The 17,156-nt window shown below is 70.7% G+C and carries 14 protein-coding genes and 1 tRNA gene; 3 read left to right on the plus strand and 12 right to left on the minus strand.

Annotation, left to right across the window (positions count from 1 at the left end; genetic code table 11):
• Nucleotides 1-52: 52 nt before the first annotated feature.
• From prmC to RCO28_RS06320, 11 genes are all read right to left on the minus strand, one after another.
• Complete coding sequence (prmC, locus tag RCO28_RS06270; RefSeq protein WP_308939954.1) at nucleotides 53-934, minus strand: peptide chain release factor N(5)-glutamine methyltransferase; 882 nt, start codon at nucleotides 932-934, stop codon at nucleotides 53-55.
• A 57-nt stretch (nucleotides 935-991) separates the two neighbouring features.
• A complete protein-coding gene (prfA, locus tag RCO28_RS06275) occupies nucleotides 992-2,068 on the minus strand; it encodes a peptide chain release factor 1 (protein WP_282533096.1) in 1,077 nt (358 codons plus the stop codon).
• A 97-nt stretch (nucleotides 2,069-2,165) separates the two neighbouring features.
• Nucleotides 2,166-2,390: a 50S ribosomal protein L31 gene (gene rpmE / locus RCO28_RS06280; protein WP_282533095.1), complete on the minus strand. Its 225-nt coding sequence runs from the start codon at nucleotides 2,388-2,390 to the stop codon at nucleotides 2,166-2,168.
• A gap of 155 nt (nucleotides 2,391-2,545) precedes the next feature.
• Nucleotides 2,546-3,670, minus strand: coding sequence for an LCP family protein (locus tag RCO28_RS06285; RefSeq protein WP_308939955.1), 1,125 nt, complete (start codon nucleotides 3,668-3,670; stop codon nucleotides 2,546-2,548).
• A 413-nt stretch (nucleotides 3,671-4,083) separates the two neighbouring features.
• A complete protein-coding gene (gene rho, locus RCO28_RS06290; protein WP_308939956.1) occupies nucleotides 4,084-6,087 on the minus strand; it encodes a transcription termination factor Rho in 2,004 nt (667 codons plus the stop codon).
• Between the two features lie 384 nt (nucleotides 6,088-6,471).
• Nucleotides 6,472-7,389, minus strand: a complete 918-nt coding sequence (gene thrB / locus RCO28_RS06295) for a homoserine kinase (protein ID WP_308939957.1) — start codon at nucleotides 7,387-7,389, stop codon at nucleotides 6,472-6,474.
• Between the two features lie 285 nt (nucleotides 7,390-7,674).
• A complete protein-coding gene (thrC, locus tag RCO28_RS06300) occupies nucleotides 7,675-8,754 on the minus strand; it encodes a threonine synthase (protein ID WP_308939958.1) in 1,080 nt (359 codons plus the stop codon).
• Nucleotides 8,755-8,767: 13 nt separating this feature from the next.
• Nucleotides 8,768-10,060, minus strand: a complete 1,293-nt coding sequence (locus RCO28_RS06305; RefSeq protein WP_308939959.1) for a homoserine dehydrogenase — start codon at nucleotides 10,058-10,060, stop codon at nucleotides 8,768-8,770.
• A 128-nt stretch (nucleotides 10,061-10,188) separates the two neighbouring features.
• Nucleotides 10,189-11,580, minus strand: coding sequence for a diaminopimelate decarboxylase (lysA, locus tag RCO28_RS06310; RefSeq protein WP_308939960.1), 1,392 nt, complete (start codon nucleotides 11,578-11,580; stop codon nucleotides 10,189-10,191).
• Nucleotides 11,581-11,593: 13 nt separating this feature from the next.
• A complete protein-coding gene (nrtL, locus tag RCO28_RS06315) occupies nucleotides 11,594-12,568 on the minus strand; it encodes an ArgS-related anticodon-binding protein NrtL (protein ID WP_308939961.1) in 975 nt (324 codons plus the stop codon).
• A gap of 99 nt (nucleotides 12,569-12,667) precedes the next feature.
• Entirely contained in the window at nucleotides 12,668-13,072 is a 405-nt protein-coding gene (locus RCO28_RS06320) for a response regulator (protein ID WP_374991102.1), read from the minus strand.
• A 210-nt stretch (nucleotides 13,073-13,282) separates the two neighbouring features.
• Between RCO28_RS06320 and RCO28_RS06325 the strand changes: the two genes are divergently transcribed.
• A tRNA-Arg gene (locus RCO28_RS06325) sits at nucleotides 13,283-13,354 on the plus strand.
• A 311-nt stretch (nucleotides 13,355-13,665) separates the two neighbouring features.
• The gene (locus tag RCO28_RS06330; RefSeq protein WP_308939963.1) at nucleotides 13,666-15,024 is read left to right on the plus strand and encodes an MFS transporter; all 1,359 of its coding nucleotides are present in this window, start codon (nucleotides 13,666-13,668) and stop codon (nucleotides 15,022-15,024) included.
• Between the two features lie 45 nt (nucleotides 15,025-15,069).
• On the opposite strand, the gene RCO28_RS06335 is transcribed toward RCO28_RS06330, so the two are convergent.
• Nucleotides 15,070-15,414, minus strand: coding sequence for a hypothetical protein (locus RCO28_RS06335; protein ID WP_308939964.1), 345 nt, complete (start codon nucleotides 15,412-15,414; stop codon nucleotides 15,070-15,072).
• Between the two features lie 158 nt (nucleotides 15,415-15,572).
• Here RCO28_RS06335 and RCO28_RS06340 point away from each other — a divergent pair, with 158 nt between their 5' ends.
• Complete coding sequence (locus RCO28_RS06340; RefSeq protein WP_308939965.1) at nucleotides 15,573-17,138, plus strand: AMP-binding protein; 1,566 nt, start codon at nucleotides 15,573-15,575, stop codon at nucleotides 17,136-17,138.
• The last annotated feature ends 18 nt before the right edge of the window (nucleotides 17,139-17,156 follow it).

Here is a 17,156-nt window from a genome sequence, read left to right on the forward strand (position 1 = left end):
TAGCGAGCCTCCTCGTACGCGTACAACTTCTCGGTGATCTGCGGTCGTTCGGTCACGGCAGCGCCTTGCGGGCGGTCGCGAAGCGCGGCCGGTTGTTCAGGTCGGGGTGGTCGGCCGCATCGGCCCAGCCCCGTTCCTCGGTGAAGATCCACGGCACCTGCCCGCCCTGGGTGTCGGCGTGCTCGATGACGACGACGCCGCCGGGGCGGAGCAGCCGGTGCGCGGTGCGCTCCAGGCCGCGGATGGTGTCGAGCCCGTCCTCGCCGGAGAACAGGGCGAGCTCCGGGTCGTGGTCGCGGGCCTCGGGCGCGACGTACTCCCACTCGGTGAGCGGGATGTACGGCGGGTTCGAGATGACCAGGTCGACCTGGCCGTCCAGGTCCGGCAGCGCGGCCAGCGCGTCCCCCCGGTGCAGCTGGACCCGCGTCCCCGCCACGTTCTTACGGGTCCACACCAGCGCGTCCTCGGACAGCTCCACGGCATGCACGCGCGAGCGCGGCACCTCCTGGGCCATGGCGAGCGCGATGGCCCCGGAGCCCGTGCACAGGTCGACGATCAGCGGCTCGACCACGTCCATGGCGCGCACGGCGTCTATCGCCCAGCCGACCACCGACTCGGTCTCCGGCCGGGGCACGAACACCCCGGGCCCCACCTGGAGTTCGAGGTAGCGGAAGAAGGCCCGCCCGGTGATGTGCTGGAGCGGCTCGCGGGCCTCGCGGCGGGAGACGGCCTCCCAGTAGCGGGCGTCGAAGTCGGCGTCCTTCACATGGTGCAGTTCGCCCCGCTTGACGCCGTGCACGAAGGCGGCGAGCTCCTCGGCGTCGAAGCGCGGCGAGGGCACGCCGGCGTCCGCAAGCCGCTGGGTGGCCTGAGCCACTTCCGCGAGCAGCACGCTGCGGGGGCTTGGGGGTCGCTCCCCAAAATGTCGCTGCACGCTGGTCCTCCGGTGCTGCAGTACGTGCCGATGGGTGCTGTACGTGGGTCTGCTTGGTTACTGCGCGGCCGCGAGCTTCGCCGCGGAGTCCGCGTCGACGCAGGCCTGGATGACCGCGTCCAGGTCGCCGTCGAGCACCTGGTCCAAGTTGTACGCCTTGAAGCCCACCCGGTGGTCGGAGATCCGGTTCTCCGGGAAGTTGTACGTACGGATCTTCTCGGAGCGGTCGACCGTGCGGACCTGGCTGCGACGGGCGTCGGCGGCCTTGCTCTCGGCCTCCTCCTGCGCCGCGGCGAGCAGCCTGGAGCGCAGGATACGCATCGCCTGCTCCTTGTTCTGCAGCTGGGACTTCTCGTTCTGGCAGGAGGCGACGACACCGGTCGGGACGTGCGTGATGCGTACGGCGGAGTCCGTGGTGTTGACGGACTGGCCGCCGGGCCCGGACGAGCGGTACACGTCGATCCGCAGGTCGTTGGCGTGGATCTCGACGTCGACCTCCTCGGCCTCGGGCGTGACGAGCACGCCGGCGGCGGAGGTGTGGATGCGGCCCTGCGACTCGGTCGACGGCACGCGCTGCACGCGGTGCACCCCGCCCTCGTACTTCATCCGCGCCCAGACGCCGTTCCCCGGCTCGGGCGTGGCGTTGCCCTTGGTCTTCACGGCGACCTGGACGTCCTTGTACCCGCCCAGCTCGGACTCGGTGGAGTCGATGATCTCGGTCTTCCAGCCGATGCGCTCCGCGTACCGCAGATACATCCGAAGGAGGTCACCGGCGAACAGCGCCGACTCGTCACCGCCCGCGCCCGCCTTGATCTCCAGGAGGACGTCCTTGTCGTCGGACGGGTCGCGCGGCACGAGCAGCAGGCGCAGCTTCTCGGTGAGCTCCTCGCGCTGCTCCTCGAGCTCCTTGACCTCGGCGGCGAACTCCGGGTCGTCGGCGGCCAGTTCACGGGCCGTGCCGATGTCGTCCCCGGTCTGCTTCCAGGAGCGGTACGTGGCGACGATCGGGGTCAGCTCGGCGTAGCGCTTGTTGAGCTTGCGCGCGTTGGCCTGGTCCGCGTGGACCGAAGGATCGGCGAGCTGCTTCTCGAGATCGGCGTGCTCACCGATCAGTTCCTCGACCGCCTCGAACATCTCCGGGCTCCTGTACGTGAAGGGGAAGGGTGCGACCAAAAACGCCGGTCCTGGTCGCCCCTGGGCGGGAGCGACCGAGGACCGGCGCTGTGGCTCGCTACTTCTTGGCGGAGCCGGCGGCCTTGCCGAAGCGGGCCTCGAAGCGGGCCACGCGGCCACCGGTGTCGAGGATCTTCTGCTTGCCCGTGTAGAACGGGTGGCACTCGGAGCAGACCTCGGCACGGACGGTGCCGCTGGAGATCGTGCTGCGGGTGGTGAACTCCGCGCCGCAGGTGCAGCTGACCTGGGTCTCGAAGTACTCGGGGTGGATGTCGCGCTTCAAGGTGTCTCCTAGTTTCGGGAGGGCGCCGGGTCGCAGACGCGGGATGCGGGTGCGTGAACCGGGGCCGACGTACCAGTCTGCCAGGACTGGGCCGCATCCCCCAAAACGGGGGGTGGGGCGGGGTTATTCCCTGGGGCTGAAAAAGCAGCCCCTCGCTAGTTGCTGCTCACCACACTGCCCGCATCCCCCTTGTCACCGGCGGAGCCCTTCGTCGCCGAGGCGGGGATCTGCTTGTCGTCGTGCAGCGCGGCCCAGACCTGCTTGCCGTGCTTCTCCAGCGGTACGACGCGGTTCGGGTCGTTCGGGTCGTACGTGACGGGGAGCGTCACCATCTTCATGTCGTTCGACTCGATGCCCTTGAGGCTGTTGGCGAAGCCGATCAGGCTCTTGACGTCGTCGAGCTCGGAGTCGGTGGTAACGGTCCGGGTCGCCGTGTCCGCGAGGTCGTAGAGCTTCTTCGGGTTGGTGAAGACGCCGACGTCCTTGATCTGGTCGAGCAGCGCCTTGATGAAGGCCTGCTGGAGCTGTATTCGGCCGAGGTCTCCGCCGTCGCCCACCGCGTGCCGGGTGCGGACCAGGCCGAGGGCCTGCTCGCCGTCGAGCGTGTGGGTGCCGGCCGCCAGGTTCAGGTGGCTGTCCGGGTCGGAGATGGCCTTCTTGGTGGTGACGTCCACGCCGCCGAGCTCATTGATGAGCTTCTTGAAGCCGGTGAAGTCGACCTCGAGGTAGTGGTCCATGCGGATGCCGGACATCTTCTCGACGGTCTTCACGGCACAGGCCGGGCCGCCCACCGAGTACGACTCGTTGAACATGTGGTGCGGGCCGCCCGGGTCGGTCGTCCCGGCCTCGGTCTCGCACTGGGGCCTGGTCACGATGGTGTCGCGGGGTATGGAGACCACGCTGGCCTTCTTGTGGCCCTCGTAGACGTGCACGACCATCGCGGTGTCGGAGCGCTCGCCCTCCTGGCCGGCGCCGCCGTACTTGGAGTTCGCGCCGGCGCGGGAGTCGGAGCCGAGGACGAGGATGTCCATCGAGCCGTTGTCGACGTTGTCGGGCCGGTCGGTGCCGAGCGCGGCGTTGATGTCGACGCCCGTGATGTTGCCGTTCAGCTTGAAGTAGACGTAGCCGAGCCCGACGCCGCCCGCGAGGACCACGGAAGCCGCGGCCCAGGCGGTGACCACCAGGGCCTTGCTGCGCTTGCGGGGCTTGCGGCGCCTTCCGGTGGCGCCCTTGTCGCTTCGGCGCTGCACCGTACCGGGATCGTCGCTCTCGTCGGCCATGTGCTCCTCAGTCCTCGGTCGTCGGGTACCCCCTGCTCTCAGGGTCTGACGGCTCGACGCCACCGAACGTGACGCTTTGGTGCATCCACTGGTCAGACGTCGAATCCCGAAAAAGGGTTGCACAGGGCGTTAAGCGCTCCGTAAGGCCGAAGGGCCCGAGCTGCCCGGCCGCGGTCCTGCATCCGGGCCGCCGGACATCCCCTCCCACCTGCACGGTCACGGTACGGAACGGACCTCGCGAGCCGCTCCTGAGGGGGCGCTGACCTGTGGCAAAGGTCTCGCGCCATCGCGCCATCCCCTCGCCGCCTCCCCGTCGCCTCCTCGTCACCCCCTCGTCACCACCGCGTACGACAAAGGCCCCGCCCCCTGCCACGAACCGTGACAGGGGGCGGGATCTTGAGCGCGGGGCCCGATCAGTCGTTGCCGTTGCCCGGGGTGGGCGTGGTCTTGGCGATCTGCATCAGGAACTCGGCGTTCGACTTCGTCTGCTTCATCTTGTCGAGGAGCAGCTCGATCGCCTGCTGCGAGTCGAGCGCGTGCAGCACCCGGCGCAGCTTCCAGACGATGCTCAACTCCTCGCCGTTCAGGAGGATTTCCTCCTTGCGGGTGGAGGAGGCGTCGACGTCGACGGCCGGGAAGATGCGCTTGTCCGAGAGCTTCCGGTCGAGCTTGAGCTCCATGTTGCCGGTGCCCTTGAACTCCTCGAAGATCACCTCGTCCATGCGCGAGCCGGTCTCGACGAGCGCGGTGGCGAGGATGGTCAGCGAGCCGCCGTCCTCGATGTTCCGCGCGGCACCGAAGAAGCGCTTCGGCGGGTACAGCGCGGTCGAGTCGACACCACCGGACAGGATGCGCCCGGAGGCCGGGGCCGCGAGGTTGTACGCACGGCCGAGGCGGGTGATCGAGTCGAGCAGGACGACCACGTCGTGACCCAGCTCCACAAGACGCTTGGCGCGCTCGATGGCCAGCTCGGCGACGGTGGTGTGGTCCTCGGCGGGACGGTCGAAGGTCGAGGAGATGACCTCGCCCTTCACCGACCGCTGCATGTCGGTGACTTCCTCGGGACGCTCGTCGACGAGGACGACCATGAGGTGGCACTCGGGGCTGTTGGTGGTGATCGCGTTGGCGACCGCCTGCATGATCATGGTCTTGCCGGTCTTCGGCGGGGCCACGATCAGGCCTCGCTGACCCTTGCCGATCGGCGACACGAGGTCGATGATCCGCGTGGTCAGGATGCCCGGGTCGGTCTCCAGGCGCAGCCGCTCCTGCGGGTACAGGGGCGTCAGCTTGTTGAACTCCGGGCGGCCGCGGCCGGTTTCGGGCGCCATGCCGTTCACGGAGTCGAGGCGGACGAGCGCGTTGAACTTCTCGCGCCGCTCGCCGTCCTTGGGCTGACGGACCGCGCCGGTGACGTGATCGCCCTTGCGCAGACCGTTCTTGCGGACCTGGGCGAGGGAGACGTACACGTCGTTCGGGCCGGGCAGGTAGCCCGACGTACGAATGAACGCGTAGTTGTCGAGGATGTCCAGGATGCCCGCGACGGGGATCAGGACGTCGTCCTCGGACACCTGCGGCTCGTTGACGTCGTCACGGCCGCGACGGCCACGACGGTCGCGGTAGCGGCCGCGGCGACCGCGCCTGCCACCCTCGAAGTCGTCGTCGTCCTGGCGGTCTTGACGGTCCTGACGGCCGCCGCCGCCCTGCTCCTTACGGCCCTGGTTGCCGCCCTGGCCGCCCTGGTCGTCCTTGTTGCGGCGGTTGCGGTCGCGGTCGCGGCGGTTGCCGCGGTCACCGCGCTCGCCGCGGTCACGGCTGCGGCCCTCGGCGCTGTCGGCGGCGCCCTCGGCGCGAGAGTCCGAAGCCTCGCTCTTCGCCTCGGACTTCGACTCGGCCTGGCCCTCCGGGGCTCCGGCCTCGGCGGTGGCGCGACGGCGGGTGCGGCGCTCACCGGCACCGGCGTCGTCGCTCGCGGGCTGGCCCGGGATGTCGATCTGCTGCTGAGCGGCCGGCTTCTCGGCCGTCTTCTGGGTCTTGGCGGGCTTCTCGGCCTTCTCGGCCTTCGCGCTCTCGGCGCTCTCGGCCTCGCCGGTACGGGCCTTGGAAGTGGCCCGGCGCTTGGGCTTGGTCTCGGCGTCACCCGTCGACTTGGCCGGGGCGGAGCCTCCGGCGGCCTGCGCCTCCTTGATGACGTCGATCAGCTGGCTCTTGCGCATACGCGCGGTGCCCCTGATCCCGAGGCCCGATGCGACCTGCTGAAGCTCGGCCAGCACCATGCCCTCGAGGCCGGTGCCGCGGCGTCGCCGCGTGCCGGCCGAAGCACCGGTGGCAGGCGCAGCAGAGGCGTCCGTGGCGGGCGCGCCGGCGGTGTCGACCGCACTGTCGGCAGTCACGCCCATCAGATCGGTGGTGTCGCTCACGAAGGGTCCTTCCCTGGAGCGGACGTCGGCCTGTCTGGCTCGGCGACCGGTTGTGCTGTCCGGCGGGTGCCTGTGTGGTGCGGACCTGCCGGGGCGGTGGTCCCGCCGGAAGTGGCGGAAGAATTCATTGGTGACGGCGCTTCCCGAATCCGTGACACCGGTCGTGCTGCGTCACTCTGCTCGGTTTCACACCGGCTCCGGAGCGTGTCAATGCCACTCGATGCGTGGCATCGAGCAGTTCGGGGGCTCCCGGAAGAAGGTCTGTCCCCTGCTTACCTGACAGGGACACGAGGCACCACGCCATGCAGGCGTCTGGTGCAGACTTGAGGTTAACACTACCGGATCCAACAAATATTCCCCCTCTCTTGCTCCGGCATTCGCGTATCAGGGCGCAAGCGGCAGCACGCTCGCACCTGCCGCGTCGAGGGCGAGGCGGTTGGCCGCCCAGCCCTCGCCCGCGAGGAGTGCGACCTTGTCGGCCGCACTGCGCTCGGCCAGCGCCAGGACCGTCGGGCCCGCGCCGGAGATGACCGCGGGGACACCGTCCGCGCGCAGCCGCTCCACCAGGGCGGCGCTCTCCGGCATGGCGGGGGCGCGGTACTCCTGGTGCAGCCGGTCCTCGGTGGCCGCGAACAGCAGCTCGGGGCGCCGGGTGAGCGCCTCGACGAGCAGGGCGGCCCGGCCCGCGTTGGCCGCCGCGTCCACGTGCGGGACGGTGCGCGGCAGCAGTCCGCGGGCGGTCTCGGTGAGTACCGGCTTGCCCGGTACGAAAACCACCGGAACGACGGAATCGGCGGGGTCCATCCTGATCGCGCGCGCCGATCCGCCCTCCATCCAGGAGAGCGTGAAGCCGCCGAGCAGACAGGCGGCGACGTTGTCCGGGTGCCCCTCGATCTCGGTGGCGAGCTCGAGCAGCGCGGCGTCGTCGAGCTTGGCGTCACCGCCTATGGTCACGGCCCGCGCGGCGACGATGCCTGCGCAGATGGCGGCGGACGAGGAGCCGAGACCGCGGCCGTGCGGAATGCGGTTGGCGCAGACCACCTCGAGGCCGCGGGGCTGCCCGCCGAGCAGGTCGAACGCGGTGCGCAGGGAGCGTACGAGCAGATGCTTCTCGTCGCGCGGCAGGGTGTCGGAGCCCTCGCCTGCGATGTCGACGTGCAGACCGGAATCGGCCACCCTGACCACGACGTCGTCGTACAGACCCAGCGACAGGCCGAGGGCGTCGAAGCCCGGGCCGAGGTTGGCGCTGGTGGCGGGGACGCGCACCCGGACGGCGGCGGCGCGGAAGGCGGGACCGGCCATCGCTCGATGACTCTCCTTGTTGAGCTGCGAGTTCGTGATTCGCAAGGGGAACGACAGAGTTACGGAAATACCCGAAGGCCGCTACCGGCGGCACCGCGGCATATGCGGCGGGGCGGGTTCGGTACAGCCTATCGAAGGAAGGTTGAGTGGCGACATAGGGCGCACAGGAGGCGCACGATGCGTGTCGTAAGCCCCCTGTGCACCCCCTGTTCAGGAATGCGGGCTATGCCCGAAGGGGCATCCGCTCGAAGGGATGCCCCCAACAGGCGCCACTCACACCGGGAGTTACCCCAGACCGAGGCGCTCGGCCGCGGCCGCGGCGTCGACCGGGACCGTGACCGGCTGCGGGGCGCCCGCGACCGCCCAGTCCGGGTCCTTGAGGCCGTTGCCGGTGACCGTGCAGACGATCCGCTGGCCCTTGTCGAGCCTGCCGTCCTCGGCGGCCTTCAGCAGACCGGCGACCGACGCGGCCGACGCGGGCTCCACGAAGACACCCTCACGGGAGGCCAACAGCTTGTAGGCGCGCAGGATCTGACGGTCCGTGACCTCGTCGATGAAGCCGCCCGACTCGTCCCGCGCGGCCTCCGCGAAGGCCCAGGACGCGGGGTTGCCGATGCGAATCGCGGTGGCGATCGTCGACGGGTCCTTGACGACCTCGCCGCGCACGATCGGCGCCGAGCCGGAGGCCTGGAAGCCCCACATGCGCGGGGTGTGGGTGGAGAGGCCGTCGGCCTTGTACTCCTTGTAACCGCGCCAGTAGGCCGTGATGTTGCCGGCGTTGCCGACCGGCAGGACGTGGATGTCGGGGGCGTCGCCGAGGCGGTCCACGATCTCGAACGCGGCGGTCTTCTGGCCCTCGATACGGACCGGGTTGACCGAATTGACCAGCGCCACCGGGTAGTTCTCGCTCAGGCCGCGGGCGAGCACCAGGCAGTCGTCGAAGTTGCCGTCGACCTGGAGGATCTTCGCGCCGTGCACCAGGGCCTGGCCCAGCTTGCCCATGGCGATCTTGCCCTGCGGGATGAGGACGGCGCTGACCATGCCGGCCTTGCCCGCGTACGCCGCGGCGGAGGCCGAGGTGTTGCCGGTGGAGGCGCAGATGACGGCCTTCGCGCCCTCCTCCTTGGCCTTGGTGATGGCCATGGTCATGCCGCGGTCCTTGAACGAACCGGTGGGGTTGGCACCCTCGACCTTCAGGTGCACCTCACAGCCGGTGAGCTCGGAGAGGACCTCTGCGCGTACGAGCGGAGTTCCGCCCTCGCCGAGCGTGACCACGGGCGTCGTCTCGGTGACGGGGAGACGGTCGCGGTACTCCTCGATGATCCCGCGCCACTGGTGGGCGCCGGTGCGGATGGCGGGCTGCATACCCATCGTTCCTCTACTCCCCTTCAACACGCATGATGCTGGCGACACCACGCACGGTGTCGAGCTGCCGCAGAGCGTCGACGGTGCCGGTGAGGGCTGCGTCTGCTGCGCGGTGGGTGACGACGACGAGCGATGCCTCGCCGTCCTTACCCTGCTGGCGCACCGTATCGATCGATACGCCGTGCTCGGCGAAGACCGTCGCGACCTGGGCGAGGACGCCCGGCTTGTCGGCCACGTCGAGGCTGATGTGGTACCGCGTCACGACCTCGCCCATCGGGCTCACCGGCAGGCGGGTGTACGCGGATTCGCCGGGCCCGGTGGCACCGGCGAGCTTGTTGCGGCAGACGGCCACGAGGTCGCCGAGGACCGCGGAGGCGGTGGGGGCGCCGCCCGCGCCGGGGCCGTAGAACATCAGCTGCCCGGCCGCGTCGGACTCCACGAACACCGCGTTGTACGCCTCGCGGACCGAGGCCAGCGGGTGGCTGAGCGGGATCATCGCGGGGTGCACGCGGGCGGTGACGGACTCGCCGTCGGCGGCGCGCTCGCAGATCGCGAGCAGCTTGATGGTGCAGCCCATTTCCTTCGCGGATGCGAAGTCGGCGGCGGTGACCTCGGACATGCCCTCGCGGTACACGTCGTCCAGGCGCACGCGCGTGTGGAAGGCGATACCGGCCAGGATCGCGGCCTTGGCGGCGGCGTCGAAGCCCTCGACGTCGGCCGTCGGGTCGGCCTCGGCGTACCCGAGCGCGGTGGCCTCGTCGAGCGCCTCCTGGTAGCCGGCGCCGGTCGAGTCCATCTTGTCGAGGATGAAGTTCGTGGTGCCGTTGACGATGCCCATGACGCGGTTGATCTTGTCGCCGGCGAGGGACTCGCGCAGCGGCCGGATCAGCGGGATGGCGCCGGCGACGGCGGCCTCGAAGTAGAGGTCCCGGCCGTTCTCCTCGGCGGCGGCGTGCAGGGCCGCGCCGTCCTGGGCGAGCAGCGCCTTGTTGGCCGAGACGACCGAGGCACCGTGCTCGAAGGCGGTGGTGATCAGCGCACGAGCGGGCTCGATGCCGCCGATCACCTCGACCACGACGTCCAGGTCGCCCCGTTTGACCAGGGCGGTGGCGTCGGTGGTGACGAGCTCCTTGTCGATGCCCTCGCGCACCCGGTCGGGGCGGCGGACGGCCACGCCCGCCAGCTCCACCGGGGCGCCGATCCGGGCCGCAAGGTCGTCGGCGTGCGTCGTCATGATGCGCGCCACCTCGGAGCCGACAACCCCGCAGCCAAGCAGCGCGACCTTCAGCGGACGCGTACGCATCATCCGACCTCACTTCTCATTACATCTACGGTTGGACCAGTCTCACCCACCGGAACGAGGTTTCTACCCTCGGTCCGGATCGTGAGACGGAAATTTCACGGGGCGGTCGGTCCCGCCCCGCCGGACCTCGGTCAGCCGACGTCCAGACGCAGGAGATCCTCCTCCGTCTCACGCCGCACGATCACTCGGGCCTCACCGTCCTTGACGGCGACGACCGGCGGGCGCAGCGCGTGGTTGTAGTTGCTCGCCATGGAGCGGCAGTACGCCCCCGTCGCCGGCACCGCGATCAGGTCGCCGGGTGCCAGGTCCGCGGGCAGGAACGCGTCCTTCACCACGATGTCACCGCTCTCGCAGTGCTTGCCGACCACCCGCACCAGCATCGGCTCGGCGTCGGAGCGGCGCGACACGAGGGCCACTGTGTACTCCGCGTCGTAGAGCGCGGTGCGGATGTTGTCGGACATGCCGCCGTCGACGGATACGTACGTCCGCAGTCCTTCGAGCGGCTTCACCGTGCCGACGCGGTAGAGCGTGAAGGCGGTCGGGCCGACGATGGCGCGACCCGGCTCGACCGAGATGCGGGGCGTGGCAAGGCCCGCGGACTCGCACTCGCGCGTCACGATCTCGCTGAGCGCCTTGGCGATCTCGTGCGGCTCGCGCGGGTCGTCGTCCGAGGTGTACGCGATACCGAGGCCGCCGCCGAGGTCGATCTCGGGCAGCTCGACGCCGTGCTCGTCCCGCACCTCGGCGAGCAGCTGCACGACGCGGCGGGCGGACACCTCGAAGCCGGCCATGTCGAAGATCTGCGAGCCGATGTGGCTGTGGATGCCGATCAGCTCGAGCCCGTCCAGCTTGAGCGCCCGTCGTACGGCCTCGGCGGCCTGACCGCCCGCGAGCGCGATGCCGAACTTCTGGTCCTCGTGGGCGGTGGCGATGAACTCGTGGGTGTGCGCCTCGACGCCGACGGTCACGCGGATCTGCACCCGCTGGCGCTTGCCGAGCCGCTCGGCGGTGTGCGCGACCCGCACGATCTCCTGGAAGGAGTCGAGCACGATCCGCCCGACGCCCGCCTCGACGGCCCGCTCGATCTCCTCGGGGCTCTTGTTGTTGCCGTGGTACGCGATCCGCTCGGCGGGCATGCCCGCGGCGAGCGCGGTGGTCAGCTCACCGGCGGAGCAGACGTCCAGGTTGAGGCCTTCCTCCTGCAGCCAGCGCACGATCGCGCGGGACAGGAAGGCCTTGCCTGCGTAGAAGACGTCGGCCTCGGTGCCGAACGCGTCCCGCCAGGCGCGGCAGCGGGCGCGGAAGTCGTCCTCGTCGAGGAAGTACGCCGGGGTGCCGAACTCCTCGGCGAGGCGGGCGACTTCGATGCCGCCGACGCTGACGACGCCGTCCTCGGCGCGGTCGACGGTGCGCGACCAGACCTTCGCGTCGAGGGCGTTGAGGTCGGCGGGCGGGGCGGTCCAGTGACCCTCGGGCAGGACATCGGCGTGACGGGGCCCGGCGGGGTGTGCGGATCGGCTCATGATGCGGTCTCTCTCACAGATGTTCGGGTGCGCTGATGCCGAGCAGGGTCAGGCCGCCGGCGAGCACCGTCCCGGCGGCTTCGGCGAGCGCGAGCCGGGCACGGTGGGCGGCCGAGGGTTTCTCGTCGCCGAGCGGGAGGACGGCGTGCTGGTGTGCGAGCACGGCGTCGGCCCCGCCCACGAGGTGCCGCGCGAGCCGGTCGGGGGCGCGGTGGTGGGCGGCGGCTTCGAGTACGGAGGGGTGGTCGGCGAGGAAGGCGAGCAGCGGGCCGTCCGCTTCCCCCGGCTCCGAGGCGAACCCGAGCTCGGCGGCGTTGCGGAGCAGGGCCCGCACCCGCGCATGTGCGTACCGCACCCGGAACAGCGGGTTGTCCTCGGTCTGGGCGAGCAGCGCGTCCGTGAAGCGCGGGGTCTCCTGCGCCGGACCGCTCAGCATCGCCCACCGGGCGGCGTCCGCCCCGTACCGCTCGAACACGTCGCCCGCGCCGCGCGGTACGGGCGCGACGCGCAGCGTCTGGTCTCCGCCGGGCACGACCCCGGCGCGCGCGCCGAGCGTGCGCAGCAGCCGTACGACGGTGTCGGTGACGATTCCGGCCCGGAGTTCGTCCACGGGCGCGAAGCCGAGTTCCCGCCCGGCGAGCAGATCCGCGCGCCCGTAGGCCTCGCGCAGGGCGAGCACGTCTCGTACGACCTGGCTGCCGCTGGTGTCGCCGAGGGTGAAGTTCAGGAAGCCGGGGCCGGTGATCTCGATGTCGGCGATGCCCGGCTCGTCCGCGAGTGCCGTGCTCAGCAGCTCGGCGACCTCGCGCGGCGGGCGTCCGGCCGGGCCCGCGAGCTGCAGCGCGACGTTGGAGGCGAAGTCCCCGCGCCCTCCGGGCCGCGGCCGCTCGACCACGATGCGTGCCGGAACGACCACGCTCAGCTTCTCGTCCTCGACAGCGCGGCGCACGGCGCGCAGCACGGTACGGGAGAGGTCGGCGGGGGTCACGGGACAAGGGTATGGGAGGAGGGGGGTGGGTATGCGAACCGGTTTCGCTGTCTTCTTGCGATGTGGACGTTGGGCCGGGGCCCCGCTCCGCCCGCCCGGTCACCGCCGGGTGCGCCCGCCGGCCCCTTCGGCCCGCTCCCCCTTGACCTCGCCCCGCCGTCCGTGCTGCCTCAACTGCCGTACGACCCTGAGGAGTTCGGCCGGTTCGAAGGGCTTGCTCAGGAAGGCGTCGACCCCTACGGCGAGGGCGCTCTCCACCTCGTACTGCCCGCAGGCGCTGATGATCGCCACCGGCACGGCCTGCGTCGACGGTTCGGAACGCAGCCGCGCGGCCGTCCGCAGACCGTCAAGCCGGGGCATCACGACGTCCAGGGTGATCACATCGGGGCGCACCTGCTTGACGACGTCCAGGCACTCGGCACCGTCGGCCGCGGTCACGACCTCGAAGCCCTCAAGCTCGAGATTGACCCTGATCAGCTGCCGGATCACCTTGTTGTCATCCACAACAAGGACCCGGCCGGACGCCCCTGGCACAACTCGAGAGTAGGACCGCGGCCACCGCCGCGTCCGGGTTTTCCCTACTTCCGCCCTGGAGGGGGTACGCACCCTCTCGCCTTGACGCGCCACCCCTGCCCACCCGCCCAAATACCCGTTCCTGGCCACCCTCGTGGAGCTGGTAGGGTTCTACCCGTCGCCGCGCCAGCCGCGGTGAACGCCCCCGTAGCTCAGGGGATAGAGCAACGGCCTCCGGAGCCGTGTGCGCAGGTTCGAATCCTGCCGGGGGCACTCCGGAAAGAGGTCCTGGCCAGCGGAAACGCCGGTCAGGGCCTTTCTTGTTCTCTGTCGGCGTTTCTGCCGACGTCCCCTGTCGGCGCACAAGCGACCCTTTGGCCGCGCCCTCGCGGCCCACCTGTGCCCCTGGCCCTCCGCGGCGTCGATCTTCGACCCGGCGATTCACAGCAACTCCGTTGCCGCCAAAGGGTTGAACAAGTTCACCATTAACGTACAACCTGTTCAGGAATAGGCGGAAGCCTCTGGTGGCGGATGCCGTGCGTTCGCATGCCCGCACCCTTTCCTCCGAACCGCAGGAGTGCTCCATGGTCGAACCGCTCTCGCCCGCACCGCCCCGTGAGGCCGCCGGAGCGTCCTCGCGCCCGGTCGAGCGCCGACGGGCCTGGCTGATCGCCGCGATGATCGTGACGTTCATGCTCATCAACTACGCGGACAAGTCCGTCCTCGGGCTCGCGGCCGTGCCGATCATGGACGAGCTGGGCATCAGCAACAGCACGTACGGGATGGTCTCCAGTTCGTTCGCGCTGCTGTTCAGCCTGTCGGGGCTGATCGTCGGCTTCGTCTCGACGCGTCTGTCCAGCAGGGTGCTGCTCTTCACCATGGCCGTGCTGTGGGCGGTGGCTCAGCTGCCGGTGCTGTTCGTGGCCTCGGTGCCGGCGCTGGTGGCGGGGCGCGTGCTGCTCGGAGCGGCGGAGGGGCCCGCGGCCTCGATGTCGATGCACGCGCTGTACAAGTGGTTTCCGGCGGACCGCCGGGGCCTGCCGTCGGCGCTCCAGATCAGCGGCGCCGCCCTGGGCATGCTGATCGCGGCGCCGGTCGTGACCTGGCTGATCACCGGCTTCGGATGGCGCTCCGCGTTCGCGGTGCTCGCGGTGGTGAGCCTGGTGTGGAGCCTGGTCTGGTGGCGGGTGGGACACGACGGCCCGTACGACGAGAAGCGGGCGCCCGGCGCGGCCGCGCATCCGTCTGCCGACGCCGCGCGGGCGTCGGCACCCGGGCAGCGTCTGCCGTACCGGCGACTGCTGCTGAGCGGCACGGTGCTCGGAAGCATCGCCTCCGCCTTCGGCGCCTCCTGGGCTCTGGCGTGGAGTCACGCCTGGCTGCCGGTCTACCTCCGCACGCAGCGCGACATGACGCCGGGCACGGCGGCCACGCTCATCAGCGGGGTCTCCGCCTTCAGCCTGATCCTGCTGCTCTCGGTGCCCCCACTGCTCGACCGGCTGCACCGGCGGGGCCTCTCGCGCCGGTGGGCGAACGGCGCACCGCAGGGTGCCGCGGTGCTGGTCGCGGCCGTGGCCATGGCCGCCTTCCCGTTCGCCGGCGACGGGTGGGTCCACCTCGTCCTGCTCGCCGTGGCGTTCGGCGGGCACGCCATCGTCTTCCCGCTGCACTACATGACCGCGTCCGCCGTGACCCCGCCGCTCCAACGCGGGGCGGTGTTCGGCATCGTGGCCGCGACCGGCACGCTGCCGGGGCTCGTCGCCCCGTATGTGACCGGGCATCTGCTGGACTCCGCCGCCTCGCAGAGCGCCGGTTACACCCAGGCCTTCCAGCTGTCCGCCGTCGTCATGCTGGTCTGCGGTCTTGTGGCACTGGCCACCATCCGGCCGGAGCGGGACGCACGGCGCCTCGGCCTGACCGAAGGGGCCGTCCCTGCCTCCTGAGGTCTCCCCGAGGTCTCCCGAGGTCTCCCGAGGTCTCCTGAGGTCTCAGGCGGACGGCTCGAAGCCGCTGGCCGAGTACCTCCCGCGCACCGCGAGATCGAGCAGCATGCGCACGACCTCCTCGGCGGACAGATACGGGGATTCCTGCTCGACCCACCAGCGCAGTACGGCGATCCGCTCGCCCACCCACACCCGGGCGAGCAGATCGGGGTCGACGCGCGACCGGACCGCGTTGCGCCGCCCGCGGGCGCGGAACTCCTCCCCCGGAGCATCTCCAGGAGCGGCCTGCCGGTGAAGCCGACGGCACTGTCCGCCACCGAAGGGGCCAGGCGCCCAGCCAGCCCGTCGAGGAGATCCACCCACGGGCCCCATCGCTCCGGCTGCGCGCACAGCCCAAGGAGACCTTGACACTCCATAAGTTACTGAACAAGCTGTACGGAAACGATTGGGTCGTACGCATTCGGGATCCCGCCCTACGTGGGCGGTCCCGCCCGCCGCCCCTCTCAGTCCTCTTCAGCCCTCACTCCACCGTTCGGGAGCAGCTCTCCATGAACCTCGGCACCTACCTCTCGCGCAGTGCTCGCTACTGGCCCCAGGCCCCGGCCCTCGTGTCCGGGGACCGCTCCTGGAGCTTCACCGAGCTGGACCGCGCCACCGACCGGCTGGCCTCCGCCCTCACCGCCCGCGGCCTGCGCCCCGGCGACGCGGTGGCCTCGCTCGCGTGGAACCGCGGCGAGCTCGTGGAGGTCGAATTCGGCCTGTACAAGGCCGGGTTGACGCGCGCGCCGATCAACGCCCGCCTCGGGCGCGGCGAGATCGAGCACATCCTGCGCTACGCCCCCGTACGGGTCCTGATCTTCGACGCCGCCCACCGCGAGGACGCCCTCGCCGCCATCGCCGCGGCCGGCACCGGCTGCCTCCCCGTCCCGCTGGACGGCACACCGGAACCCGGTTCAAACGAAGTCGCGTACGAGACGCTGCTTGCCGCGGGCGACGAGGCGCCGTTCCGCGTCGAGGTGGACGAGTCGGAGCCGTGCGTCCTGAACTTCACCTCCGGGTCGACGGGAGCGCTGAAGGCCGCGGTCCAGACGGTCGGCAACCGGCTCGCGAACATGCGCAAGCTGCTGATGTCCGACGAGTCCCGGCCCCGGCCCGGGAGCCGCTACCTCGCCTGCGGGCCCATCACGCACGCCACCGGCATGGGCCTGCTCGCCGGTGTCTTCGGCGGCTCGACCACGTACGTCCTGCCCGCCTGGAACCCGCGCACTTTCCTGGAGACGGTGGAGAAGGAACGCATCACCGCCACGTTCCTCGTCCCCGCCATGGTGAACACGGTGCTCGCCGAGCCCGGCGCCGAGCGGTACGACCTGTCCTCGCTCACGAGCGTGCGCATCGGCGGCGCCCCCATCTCGCCCCAACGCCTGCGCGACGCCGTGGACTTCTTCGGGCCCGTGGTCGCCCAGGGGTACGGCCTCGGCGAGACCACCAGCGTGGTCGCGGGCCTCAGCGCCGACGAGATCGCCCACGCGGTCAAGGCGGACCCCGAGCTGCTGCAGTCGTGCGGACGTGCCTCCTACGACACCGAGATACGGGTCGTCGACGAGGCGGGCCGCGAGCTTGCGCCGCGTGCGGTCGGCGAGATCATCGTGCGCGGACCCGACTGCGTACGCGCGTACTGGCAGGAGCCGGAGCTGTCCGCGGAGGCGTTCCGGGACGGCTGGGTGCACACCGGCGACCTGGCCTGGATGCGGGAGGACGGCTATCTCTTCCTCGTCGACCGCAAGAAGGACATGATCATCTCGGGTGGCTTCAACATCTACAGCACCGAGGTCGAGGCCGCGCTCTACGAGCATCCCGGCGTCCGGGAGGCCTGCGTCGTCGGCGTCCCCGACGAAAAGTGGGGCGAGGCCGTCAAGGCCGTCGTCGTCACGCAGTCCGGCGCGTCCCTCACCGCCGAGGACCTGATCGCCTTCTGCGCCGAGCGCCTGGACCGGCTCAAGAAGCCCCGTTCCGTCGACTTCGTGGCCGAGCTGCCGCACAACCGCAACGGCAAGCTCGACCGCAAGGCCGTGCGCGAGCCGTACTGGGCGGGCGCCGCCCGCCGCGTCAACTGACCTTCGCCCTCACCCTGT

Source organism: Streptomyces sp. LHD-70 (assembly GCF_031157275.1).
In the GTDB taxonomy this organism is placed as follows: domain Bacteria; phylum Actinomycetota; class Actinomycetes; order Streptomycetales; family Streptomycetaceae; genus Streptomyces.